Source organism: Alcanivorax jadensis T9 (assembly GCF_000756655.1).
GTDB classification, from domain to species: Bacteria; Pseudomonadota; Gammaproteobacteria; order Pseudomonadales; family Alcanivoracaceae; genus Alcanivorax; species Alcanivorax jadensis.
This window is the reverse complement of the sequence record NZ_ARXU01000002.1, coordinates 324,691-336,421: the sequence shown is the minus strand read 5'-3', so window position 1 is coordinate 336,421 and position 11,731 is coordinate 324,691. Positions and strand designations below refer to the sequence as shown.

The following is an 11,731-nucleotide window of genomic DNA, read 5'->3' as shown; positions in this document are numbered from 1 at the left end:
GGTGCGGCCTTTTTGCTGTAGGAGCGCCGCTTGAGGCGCGAACAGGGCCGAGTTACGAGGAACGAAAGGACTTTCGAAACTCGAACCTCGTGACTCGCTTCTAATGCTGTTCGCGCCTCAAGCGGCGCTCCTACAAAACCCGTCGAGCCCTTGCGGCTCGGTGTGGCGGGTTATTTCAGGGCCTGGGTGATGCTCTGCCCGACTTCCTGCCAGCCCTGATCCAGGGCTTTAACCAGTGCCGCATAGCCCTCGCCGCCAATAGGGCCCTGCCACTCGATGGTTCCCCGTTGGACTTGCTCTTCATGGGTGAATTGCCAGGTGCCGGTGATCATGGCCACGTCACCCCCATTGCTCTGCACGCCCTGAAAGCGGCTGAGTTGCAGATCCAGTTTCCCCAGTTCATGGAGTGTTGTCTGGCTTGCCAGGGTGGCCGCCAGCGCCCGCTGTAGTTGCGAGCCCAGTGGCTCCGCCCAGCGATGCTGGCGGGCCACGTGCAGTTCGGTGTCGCTCAGTTGCAACACGATGCCGCCCTGGTCCAGGTAGCTGGCCAGGCTTACGCGAATCTGTAGTGGGCTGTGGCCACTGTGGCTGGCGCCGGGTAGCAGGTAGTCCGGCGCGGGTGCCGGCGGGGTCTGGCTGCAGGCGCTCAGCCACACCATCAGGGTGACCAGCAGGCCGGAAATGAACAATGATTTCATTGGCGGGAGCCTCTGGGTTGCGGATCGGGGGCCGGCTGGCGCTGGAAGATCAGTGCATTGGGCTGCCGATTCAGGGTATCCAGCAGCGGTTCGGCGTCGTTGAGTAGACGATCCAGTTTCTGCAGGGTGCCTTGCAGTTGCTGGTAGCCGTCGCCGCCGGTCTGCCAGCCCTGCAGCGTACCTTCCAGGGCGCCGAGGGTGCCGGTAAGCCGTTCCGGCAGGGCATTGAGTGCCGGGTCGGCCAGCAGGGCTTCGAGCCGTTGGGTGGTGCCGGCCAGGTTGTCCAGGTTGCGGTTCAGGTTGCCGGCAATGGATTCCATGGGCAGGTTGTTGAGGGTATCCAGAAGCCGCTGGATCTTGTCCTCGATCTTGCTGATGCCGCCGCTGTCGATCGTGGGGAAAACGGCCACATCCGCATAGCGTTCGCCACTGTTGGCAGCGGGCGTGTCGGCATGGAAATCCAGATCCACAAACAGGGCACCAGTGAGCAGGTTGCCCGGCTTCAGGCTGGCGCGCAGACCATCATCAATCATGCGATCGATTTCCTGCCGCCAGCGCTGTGTATCTTCCCGGCTCTGGTGAGTGATGCGTTGGGGTTCCAGGCGGATCAGCACCGGAATGGGAGCACTGCTGATAGTGCCCGGGCCCGATTGGGCAAAGCTCCAGGCCACTTGTTCCACGGTGCCCACACGGATGCCGCGATACTCCACCGGGGCGCCGGTTTTCAGGCCCCGCACACTACTCTCCACCAGCAACACATAATCCAGGGTGTCGGTGTAGAGAGCCCGCCGGGCGCTTTCTTCATCGTTGTGCAGGGTGAACTCCCGCTCGTCTTTTACCGGGTCGCCGGCGCGCATATTGCCATCAGGGACGGCAAAGGTGATGCCGCCGCCGATCAGGGCTTCCAGGGAGTGGATCTGAGCCTGGAAGCCGCGGGCATCGAGCTTGAAGCCAAGCCCGTTGACCTGCCAGAAACGGCTGCTGTCCGAGACCAGCACGTCGTAGGGCTTCTGGATAAAGATGCGGTGGTGGAAGCGCTTGTCGCTGGCATTGAAGCGGGTTTCCACCACCCGGCCCACTTTCAGGCTGCGAAAATGCACCGGGTCGCTCACGTCCACATTGGTCCCTGCCTCGCTGACCAGTTTCAGGAACAGGCCGGCGCCGGTTTTTTCCGGGGGCGGCGTGTCCTGTACCTGAAAACGCTTGCCCTTCTTGCCGCTTTCGCCGGGCATCAGCTCGATGTAGGAGCCGGACAGTACCGTGTTCAGGCCACTCACGCCCTCCCTGCTGATCCGGGGTTTGACCACCCAGAAGCGGGTGTCCTCGGCCAGCATGCGGTCGGTGTCTGACTGCATCTGTACGGTCAGCAGTGTGTGGCTCATGTCATCCGACAGCCTCACGCTTTCTACCAGGCCGACCTGCACATTGCGGGTTTTCACCGGCGTCTTGCCGGCGTTGATGCCTTCCGCGTCCGTCAGTTTCAGGGTAATTACCGGCCCCTGACTGGAGAGATAACTGAATACCAGCCACAGGCCGATCAGGGCAGCGGCCAGAGGGATCAGCCAGACGGCGGAAAGCCGGGTGCGGCGGGGTTCGGCTTGGGTATCACTCAAGGCTGATGCTCCGGTTGTGTGTTGGGGGGCAGCTTCTGCTGCTGGTCCCAGATCAGGCGCGGATCAAACTGGTGGGCCGCCAGCATGGTAAATATCACCACGGCGGAAAAGGCCACGCCACCCACGCCCGGGGTCACGGTAAGAATATTGCCCATCTGGAACAGGGCGACAATGATGGCCACCACGAATACATCGATCATGGACCAGCGCCCCACCCATTCGGTGATCCGGTAGAGCGCCATCTGGTTTTTCATGTCCAGGGTGTCGCGCCGGCGGCTGGCAATGCATAGCCAGCCCAGCGCCAGGATTTTTCCGAACGGCACCAGCACGCTGGCGGTAAAGATGATCAGGGCAATGGGCCAGTCGCCATGGCGGATGAAAAGCATGACACCGGCAATGATGGTGGACGGCTCGTTCTGCCCCAGGCTGGTGGTGGTCATGATCGGAAACAGGTGGGCGGGGAAGCAGCAGAGGATGGCGGTGATCAGCAGTGCCCAGACCCGTTGCAGGGTCAGCGGGTGGCGGTCATGCAGGCTGCTGTGGCAGCGGTGGCAATGGTGACTGCCCAGGGTTTGCAACTGCCCGCAGCGCTGGCAGCCGATCAGCCCCTGGCTGCGGGCGGTGAGTCCGCTGCGGGTAGCGGCGGGTTGCTGCAGATTACCCAGCAACCGCTGCCACAGGCTCACGGTATTCATGCGGGTGACGGTAATCAGCAATAACAAAGCGTAGCCGGAAAAGGTCCAGAAGGCGGAGAGCAGCTGGATATGGGCCATGGCGACGATCTTCACCAGGCTCACCAGGGCGGCGATGGCAAACACATCTGCCATCATCCAGGGCTGCATGCGGGGCAGCCAGCGGGCCAGCAACAGGCTGCCGGGCAGATGACGGCGGGCGGACAGACTCAGGTGTATCCAGCAAATCGACAGCAGATAAAGGGCCGGGATCACGATGATGGTGGCGATCACGATGACCGCTAGCGACGGGTGGTGATAGACCGCCAGTTCCCAGGCGGCATCGGTCACCGTCATGGCGCGCTCAATGCCATTTTTTTCGAAACCGATGTAGGGGAAGAGCAACGATAGGCCGAGCAGAATCAGCGCGGTAAAGGCCAGCGCGGGAGTCAGTTGATCGCTCTGCGCCTGGCGCATCAGCGGGTGCCGACAACGGGGGCACTGTAGCCAGCCGCTTTCCTGGCGAAGGTCTACTTCGCATACCAGGTCGCATTCGTGGCAAGGCAGAAGCAATGTCTGGTTATGCGCCGTGGGCGGAGAATCCTGCGCCATCGCATCCTTTCCTTGGTAATCAGCTACAAGCCGCAAGCTACAAGCTACAACGCGGGCTCGGTTGTTGCCAGTCCGGGAACGTTTTGGCCGCGATTCGAGGCGAATGCTCGATGCCCAATGACGAATTAGACTCGCATCGCGGGCTCAGGCCTCTTCGGTCGGCACGGGTTTAGCCCGCGTTGCTGCAGCTATTCCCTGGGCGCGTAATCAAACACGTCACAGTGGATATTGCCGGCGGGGACGCCTTCTTCCACCAGCGCATCGAATACCGCCCAGGCCATGGGCGGGGAACCGCCCAGGTAGAACAGCGGCAACTCCGGTTCGTTCAGGGCCGCCAGCGCTGCCTCATGCACCAGGCCTTCGGCGTGGTCCGGGTGACGGATGTCGGAGAGGGCAGTGGTGAAATCGAAGTCTTTCAGTGCCATCTTCCACTGGGAGGGGAGTGTCGGCAGGTAGAGATCTTCCGGGGTGCGGGCGCCCCAGAACAGGCGGACCGGGTGGTCGAAGTCCAGGGCGATCAGGCGTTCGACCATGGCCTTTACCGGGGCGAAACCGGTGGAGCCACAGATAAACCACACCGGCTGTTCCGGGGCGCTGTCGATAAAGCGCATGCCGGCGGGCAGGGTGGCGCTGACGGTGCTGGCTGATGTCAGGTGCGCCATGATGTCCTGGGCGGCACTGTTATCGTCGCCGTGGCGGATATGTAATTCCAGGCGGCGGCCATCGCAGTGGTTGGCGATGGAAAAGGGGAAGCTCTCGCCGTTCAGGTTGAGCATCATGTATTGCCCGGCATGCCACTGCACCCGCTTGCCGGCGGGTAGCTGTAACCAGACCCGACTCACATCGTGATTGAGCGCTTCAATCTGCTGAATCTGGCAATGAACTTCATGGCTCGGCAGTTCGCCGGGAGCGGTCACCTCGGGCACATCGATCTCACAGTCGCTGAGTGGCTGAGCGATGCAGTATAACACCTGGATGCTATCGGCATCGCCCGCATGAATGGTGTGGTTTCTTTGCTGAACGTGTCCGCTTTGAAGCGTTCCCATGCAGCGCTCACAGACACCATTGCGGCAGGCCACCGGAAAGCCGAAGCCGGCCTGCTGGCCGGCCTCGATGATGGTCTGGTCGTCATGGCAGGAGAAGCGTTCCCTGCCGTTGACGGTGATGGTGAAGATATCGGGCACGTTTTGCTGAATTGATAATGGAAAATTGAGAATTGATAACGGAAACCACCTCCAGTAAGGGCTGGCGGTGGCTTTCATGGTTTTAAGTTATCAATTATCCATTCTCAATGATCAATTGCCTGCTCGTTATGCTCCAACGCCCACGAACAGCGCCACGATACAACCCATGCCAAAGGCCCATACCAGGGTGCGGGCGCTGGCCCAGTCGGCGATATAGCAGACGGTGAACATGACCCGGCTGACCACGAAGGCCAGGGCGATGCCGTCGATGGTGGGTTGAGGGGCGGTCTGGGCCAGGTGGGCAATGATCACGGCCGCGGCAAAGGCGGGGGTGACTTCGAAGCCATTCTGCTGGGCCCAGTGGGCGCGCTTGCGGCTGCCTTCCAGGGTTTCCAGGAATTCGCGCGGGTTATGGTTCTGCTTCGGGCCGAAGCCGCCCTGGAATTTGGCTAAAGCGGTATTCAGGTAGGGCAGGAAAATGGCGGCAAGCACGCACCAATAGGCAAGGGTCATGATGTTTTCTCCGTGATTTTTATATGCCGTAGGAGCGGCGCTTGAGCCGCGAAGCCGTCTTCGAAAAGATCTCTGGGGCTTCGCGGCTCAAGTGCCGCTCCTACTGGAATGAAGATTAGGTTATCTCAGTCTTTGTCATCGGCCTGTGAGGCTAGCAGGCATGCCTCGATCACCGCAAAGCGATCCTGCCCCCAGACCATGGTGTTTTCGGTCAGGAAGCTGGGTACGCCCCAACTGCCGGCGGCCATCATGGCGTTGCGGTTGTCTTCGGCATGGTCGCGCCAGCTGTCGTCGTCCAGCCAGCGGCGGGCCCGGTTCCAGTCCAGCCCGGCATTTTCCACCAGAAACTTCAGGCCGTTGTCGGTGGCGGCATTGATGCCCTGGCTCCAGATGCCGGTGGCGGCGGCACGCAGCCATTCGCGCAGGCGGCCTTCCTTTTCCGCGAAAGGCCAGATGGCCATACAGCGTTCCACCCCGGCACCGACCGGATCGCACACCTTGCCAAATGGCACCTTGTGCAGACGGGCTTCCCGGGCGGCGTCCTTGAGGATGTAGAAACGCTTGGCCTTGGGGACCGAGAGCCCGCGCATCACCATGGGCAGGACCGGGCGAATTTTCAGGTTCAGGCCGTAATGGTCCGCCATGGCATAGGTGCGGGCCAGCGCCAGGTAGGAGTAGGGGCTGCGGAAGGAGAAAAACAGCACCAGCGGCTTGCCTTTCAGGCCTTCCGGGACCTCTTTCAGACGGGCCCGTTTGGCGCGGCCGTAGGGCAGTGGCCAGTCCGCGCTGCCCAGGCCCAGGTCGTTGAGACGATGGGCCAGATGGTCCAGCCGCTCGATACTCCAGTACCACTCACCTTCGTACTGCAGGGTGCCGGTGAGGTAGTGGCCATCCTTGAGGAACTGGTCGCGACGGGCTTCCAGTGCCAGCTGGGCCCGGTCGGCGGGCATCTGGCCGTGTTCGGTGAGCAGCTCTTCCAGCTTGTCGTGGTCGTTGCGCCACAGGGCATCCGCCAGGGCGGCGGCCAGGCTCCAGAAGCGCTCGTCGCCCTCGTGTTTCAGCAGGCAGCGTGTCGCTGCCAGGCTCACTTCCCGGGGCGGCAGTTGCCAGTTGTGGGGAAAGTCCAGGTCGTGCAGGCGCGCCAGCTGGGTGGCGTCGCGGGGGGCCAGTTCTTCCAGCATGTCCGCCGCCGGGTACATCTGCTGATCCAGATACAGCATGACCCGGGGGGTAATCGTGATGCCGAAGTGGCGGGCAAAGCGGGGTAGTACCTGGGCCATCAACACCGAATAGGGGTCATCAATGCGGAAGTAGAACACCGCCTGATGAGGGCGCCGTTGCAGCTTGCGGCGCGATTCGCGAAAGGCCCGTCGCCATTGTTGCAGGCGTTCGCTGGTGATCAGCTTGGCCACCAGTGGCATCAAACGTTGTCTCAGACTCATTAACAGAGTGCTCCTCGTAAGTGGGCACAGGCCGGGGTCGCCGACGGGAAAACACGCCTACGATACTTGTTCAGAAAGCGCCGTGTGGCAACACCCTGTCTACCGAGGTGCGGCAACGGTCATGAAACCGGCAGGGGCGGATGGGAAGCGGGGCCAACGAAAAGGGCGGCCCGAAAGCCGCCCGAGTCGGTTACTTGTTGAGCTGGCTGAGATCCCGCACGGCGCCGCGGTCGGCGCTGGTGGTCAGGGCCGCATAGGCTTTCAGGGCGGTGGATACCCGGCGTGGGCGCATTTCCATGGGCTTGTAGGCCAGTTTGCCGCGGGCTTCCATCTTGCTGCGGCGATGAGCCAGTTCCTCATCGGAAATGTCCAGGTTGATGGTGCGGTTGGGAATGTCGATGGCGATGGTGTCGCCTTCTTCCACCAGAGCAATGGCACCGCCTTCCGCCGCTTCCGGGGAGGCATGACCGATGGACAGGCCGGAGGTGCCGCCGGAGAAACGACCATCGGTGAGCAGGGCGCATTGCTTGCCCAGCCCCTTGGATTTCAGGTAGCTGGTGGGGTAGAGCATTTCCTGCATGCCCGGGCCGCCTTTCGGGCCTTCGTAGCGGATTACCACCACGTCGCCGGCGACGATCTGGTCACCGAGGATGGCGCGCACGGCGGAATCCTGGGATTCGAACACGCGGGCGCGGCCGGTGAAGGTGAGGATGGAGTCATCCACCCCGGCGGTCTTCACGATACAGCCGCGCTCGGCGATGTTGCCGTACAGCACCGCCAGGCCGCCGTCCTTGCTGTAGGCGTTTTCGTAGTTGCGGATGCAGCCGTTTTCCCGGTCGTCATCCAGGCTGTCCCAGCGGGTGTCCTGGCTGAAGGCGGTCTGGGTGGGGATTCCCGCCGGCCCGGCGGTGAACATCTTTTTCACCCCTGCATCGCTGGTGCGCATGATGTCGTAATGCTCCAGCGCTTCCGCCACGCTGGCGGAATGCACCATGGGAATGTCCCGGTGCAGCAGGCCGGCCCGGTCCAGTTCACCAAGAATGCCCATGACGCCACCGGCGCGGTGCACATCTTCCATATGGTACTTCTGGGTGGCCGGGGCCACTTTCGATAGGCACGGCACCTTGCGGCTCAGCCGGTCGATGTCTTCCATGGTGAAATCGATCTCGCCTTCCAGGGCGGCCGCCAGCAAGTGCAGCACAGTGTTGGTGGAACCACCCATGGCGATATCCAGGCTCATGGCATTTTCGAAGGCCTTCACCGAGGCAATGTTGCGCGGCAGCACCGCCTCCACATCCTGTTCGTAATACAGCTTGGCCACATCCACGATGCGACGACCCGCTTCCAGGAACAGTTCGCGACGGTCCGCGTGGGTGGCCAACAGCGAGCCGTTGCCGGGCAAAGACAGGCCCAGCGCTTCGGTGAGGCAGTTCATGGAGTTGGCGGTGAACATGCCGGAGCAGGAACCGCAGGTGGGGCAGGCGGAGCGCTCCACTTCGTTGAGGGTTTCTTCGTCCACGCTGTCGTCGGCGGCCATCACCATGGCGTCCACCAGGTCCAGCTTGCCCTCGGAGAGCTTGGTCTTGCCCGCTTCCATGGGGCCGCCGGAGACGAAGATCACCGGAATATTGAGGCGCATGGCGGCCATCAGCATGCCGGGGGTGATCTTGTCGCAGTTGGAGATGCAGACAATGGCGTCGGCGCAGTGGGCGTTGACCATGTATTCCACGGAGTCGGCAATGATGTCGCGGCTGGGCAGGGAATAGAGCATGCCGTCGTGGCCCATGGCGATGCCGTCGTCCACCGCAATGGTGTTGAATTCCTTGGCGATGCCCCCGGCCTTCTCCACTTCACCGGCCACCAGCTGGCCCATGTCCTTCAGGTGCACATGCCCCGGTACGAACTGGGTAAAGGAGTTGGCGATAGCAATAATCGGTTTACCGAAGTCCCCGTCCTTCATGCCCGTGGCGCGCCACAGGGCACGGGCGCCGGCCATGTTACGGCCATGGGTGGTGGTACGGGAGCGATACTGCGGCATGGGAACCTCGTAATGGTAGCTAGCGGGACATAAGCCCGGCATTGTAACCCACAGTCACACGCTGTTGGAGCCTGGCTCGCAAGGCGAAAGGGTTTCGTTCGGCGGGATGTCAGGATCGGGGGATGCGATAAACCAGATGAGTGGCGGGCTGGCTGCATTGGCTTTGTGCTGTAGCTCGTTTAGCATTAGCTAATGAGAATTAGCTAATGAGCTTCCCATGGATATTATCAACATGCACGACGCCAAAACCCGGCTGTCCCAACTGGTGGACAAGGCCGCCAAGGGTGAGCCTTTCATCATCGCCCGGGCAGGCAAGCCAGTGGCGCGGGTGTCGGCCATTGAAGCGCCGGAACCCGCTACTGCACGGCGGTTGGGATTCCTCAAGGGCCAGATTCAGGTACCGGACGATTTTGATCGCCTGGATGAAGACAGTATTGCCGACATGTTCGAGGGCTAAATGAACCTGCTGCTGGACACCCATATCCTGCTGTGGGCAGCAGGGATGCCCGAACGCCTTTCTGAAGAAGTACGGTTGTTAATCGCGAATGCGGAAAACCGGGTGTACTTCAGTGCGGCCAGTATCTGGGAAATCACCATCAAGAACGGCTTGGGGAGATCCGATTTTCGGGTCGATCCCCATTTGTTCCGGCGTGGTTTATTGGAAAATGGCTATGACGAGCTGCCGATCATCAGCAGTCACACGCTGGGGGTTAGCCATTTGCCGCCGATACATCGCGATCCGTTTGACCGTATTCTTGTTGCGCAGGCTGAGTATGAGGGTTTTTTACTGCTGACCGGGGATGAAATGGTGGCGCAGTATCCGGGGCCGGTCAGGAAGGTCTGAGTTTGAGGGCGACAATGCCGCTTAGTTTTTCCCTGTGTTTGGTTTGGAAGATCGCGGTAGGGGGGGCTCACTGGGTAAGTCTTTAGGACAGGATGCGAGTGCTTTATTAAGGCCTGTCAAAGGAAATGTCAAAACGGTTTCGACTAAATCGCCTTGGAAGTGCACTCCAAAACGTATAACGCCTTCGTTGGGTAAGTTTTCCTTGATCCATTGGTAAGGTTTTGGCGTTGCAATTAATAAGGAGTACTGATCTATGCTTATGGGTGAATAGCCTGTTGTTTTAAATCGAAATCGAACTTCTTTAGGTGCTGAATCATTAATTGTTATTCTGCCTTTTTGGATGTAGCCAGTGACTTCGCCGTTAATTTTAATTGCTTCTTTGGTATAGGCTTTGAAAGGACTGATAACTTTCGTTCTGTAATTGTGACAATCAATTCGAAGGACTGACTTCTGGCCATTGATGGTTTCTTTGCTTGTGCTGTAAATATCAGCTTTTCCCCAGTGATCCATCTTGTGGATGGTCTTTGTTAGTGTCCAGTCTGAGAACTGCAATTCTGTGGTTTCAAAATTCGACGCCAAGAGCGAAGTGGGAGCAATTGCTAGGGAAGCAATTGTTAAAGCTGAAATGAGTTTGCATGCTAGCAAGGATATAAAGTTTTTCATGGCTAAGACTCAGTGAAGCTTTTCACAAACACCTTCGAATTCCTCTGCCAGTTATACAGCGACTTCCGGGCCCCCGGCAGCGCTTCCACGCCAGCCAGTTCAAACCCCTGCTGCTGAAACCAGTGCGCGGTCAGGGTGGTGAGCACGAACAGGCTGGTCAGCCCCTGTTCCTTAGCCCGCCGTTCCAGGTAGCCCAGTAGTTGGGCGCCGCGCTCGCCCTTGCGATAGCCGGGGTGGACGGCCACGCAGGCCAGTTCGCCGGTCTTGTCGTCCGGGAAGGGGTAGAGGGCGGCGCAGGCGACAACCATGCCGTCGCGTTCGATGATGGCGAAGCGCTGGATTTCGTTTTCCAGCAGTTCCCGGGAACGGCGCACCAGGGTGCCGTCCGCTTCCAGGGGTTCGATCAGTTCCAGGATGCCGCCCACGTCGTCGATGCGGGCGCCACGCAGAGTCTCGTAAGTTTCCCGGGTAACCAGGGTGCCGCAGCCGTCACGGGTGAACAGTTCCTTGAGCAGGGCGCCGTCGTCGTTGGCATCGATCAAGTGCGCCCGGCCGACGCCGTTGCTGGCCGCGTGGCAGGCGGCGGTGAGCTGTCGATCCACGCCGTTGTCTTGGTACTGGTCGCCGGCAAGCAATTTGCCTGCCTGCTGGGGGCTGAGTTCGCGTACCAGGTTGCCTTCCGGGTCGGCAAGGCGCAGGTCGTCACCCATCAGGATGAGCTTGTCGGCGCCCAGGGCGATGGCGGCGGTGGAGGCGACTTCTTCTGCGTTCACGTTGAACAGTTCACCGGTGGGCGAGCAGCCCAGGGGTGACAGCAGCACCACATTGCCATTGCTTAGTTGCTGGCGGATGGCGTCCACTTCGATGCGCCGCACTTCGCCGGTGTGCTGGTAGTCAAAACCGTTGCGAACCCCTACCGGTTTGGCGACCACGAAGTTACCGCTGATCAGGCGGATACCGGCGTTGTACATGGGGGAGTTGGCCAGCCCCATGGAGAACAACCCTTCCAGTTTCAGGCGCAGGGCACCCACCGCCGCCATGACACCGTTGAGGGCGGCGCTGTCAGTGATGCGCATGTGTTGTTCAAAGGTGGATTCGATGCCGGACTCCGCCAGCCGCGCGCTGATCTGCGGGCGGGCGCCGTGGACCAGTACCAGCTTGATCCCCAGGCTGTTGAGCAGGGCCAGGTCGTGAATCAGGGTAGGCAGGCGCGGGCCGTCCAGCAGTTCGCCGGAAAGCATGACCACAAAGGTGCGCCCCCGATGGGCATTGATGTACGGGGACGAATTGCGGAACCAGTGGACCTGATTGTCGGGGGTGGTGCTGGGCACGGCGTGTCTCGGCGGTTGGTGGCTGACAGGCCAGTATAGCCAGCGGCTGTGGTGTGATGCCAGATGTGGGTAATCGCGGTCGAACGACCGCTCCCACAAAGGTGGGTTCTGGCTCCCGTGGG

At 60.8% G+C, this 11,731-nt stretch carries 11 protein-coding genes; 2 read left to right on the top strand and 9 right to left on the bottom strand.

Translation table 11 applies throughout. From position 1 onward, the window contains the following. Positions 1–170 precede the first annotated feature (170 nt). The 7 genes from T9A_RS03985 to ilvD all read right to left on the bottom strand — a co-directional run bounded on the left by T9A_RS03985 (position 171) and on the right by ilvD (position 8,771). Positions 171–698 carry a PqiC family protein gene (locus tag T9A_RS03985; RefSeq protein WP_035245259.1) on the bottom strand — a complete coding sequence of 176 codons (528 nt, stop codon included), beginning with the start codon at positions 696–698 and terminating at the stop codon, positions 171–173. Next, positions 695–2,311 (bottom strand): intermembrane transport protein PqiB, encoded by a 1,617-nt coding sequence (gene pqiB, locus T9A_RS03980; RefSeq protein WP_035245258.1) that lies wholly within the window; start codon positions 2,309–2,311, stop codon positions 695–697. Before pqiB ends, T9A_RS03985 begins: the two co-directional genes overlap by 4 nt. Beyond that, on the bottom strand, positions 2,308–3,594 hold the full coding sequence (locus T9A_RS03975; RefSeq protein ID WP_052042470.1) for a paraquat-inducible protein A: 1,287 nt from the start codon (positions 3,592–3,594) through the stop codon (positions 2,308–2,310). The genes pqiB and T9A_RS03975 overlap by 4 nt, the downstream gene beginning before the upstream one ends. 188 nt (positions 3,595–3,782) lie before the next feature. Next, a complete protein-coding gene (locus T9A_RS03970) occupies positions 3,783–4,778 on the bottom strand; it encodes a 2Fe-2S iron-sulfur cluster-binding protein (RefSeq protein ID WP_035245255.1) in 996 nt (331 codons plus the stop codon). Positions 4,779–4,904: 126 nt separating this feature from the next. Next, positions 4,905–5,291 carry an MAPEG family protein gene (locus tag T9A_RS03965; protein WP_035245252.1) on the bottom strand — a complete coding sequence of 129 codons (387 nt, stop codon included), beginning with the start codon at positions 5,289–5,291 and terminating at the stop codon, positions 4,905–4,907. 125 nt (positions 5,292–5,416) lie between these two features. Further along, positions 5,417–6,733, bottom strand: a complete 1,317-nt coding sequence (locus T9A_RS03960; protein WP_035245250.1) for a DsbA family protein — start codon at positions 6,731–6,733, stop codon at positions 5,417–5,419. A gap of 190 nt (positions 6,734–6,923) precedes the next feature. After that, positions 6,924–8,771, bottom strand: coding sequence for a dihydroxy-acid dehydratase (gene ilvD / locus T9A_RS03955; protein WP_035245248.1), 1,848 nt, complete (start codon positions 8,769–8,771; stop codon positions 6,924–6,926). A gap of 217 nt (positions 8,772–8,988) precedes the next feature. Here ilvD and T9A_RS03950 point away from each other — a divergent pair, with 217 nt between their 5' ends. Both T9A_RS03950 and T9A_RS03945 read left to right on the top strand, forming a co-directional pair. Next, the gene (locus tag T9A_RS03950; RefSeq protein WP_156964817.1) at positions 8,989–9,228 is read left to right on the top strand and encodes a type II toxin-antitoxin system Phd/YefM family antitoxin; all 240 of its coding nucleotides are present in this window, start codon (positions 8,989–8,991) and stop codon (positions 9,226–9,228) included. Then, entirely contained in the window at positions 9,229–9,615 is a 387-nt protein-coding gene (locus T9A_RS03945) for a type II toxin-antitoxin system VapC family toxin (RefSeq protein ID WP_035245247.1), read from the top strand. Between the two features lie 21 nt (positions 9,616–9,636). Here T9A_RS03945 and T9A_RS16995 read toward each other — a convergent pair whose 3' ends face one another. Both T9A_RS16995 and argA read right to left on the bottom strand, forming a co-directional pair. Further along, positions 9,637–10,278: a hypothetical protein gene (locus tag T9A_RS16995; RefSeq protein WP_156964816.1), complete on the bottom strand. Its 642-nt coding sequence runs from the start codon at positions 10,276–10,278 to the stop codon at positions 9,637–9,639. 2 nt (positions 10,279–10,280) lie between these two features. Further along, positions 10,281–11,609 (bottom strand): amino-acid N-acetyltransferase, encoded by a 1,329-nt coding sequence (argA, locus tag T9A_RS03940; RefSeq protein WP_035245245.1) that lies wholly within the window; start codon positions 11,607–11,609, stop codon positions 10,281–10,283. Positions 11,610–11,731: the final 122 nt, after the last annotated feature.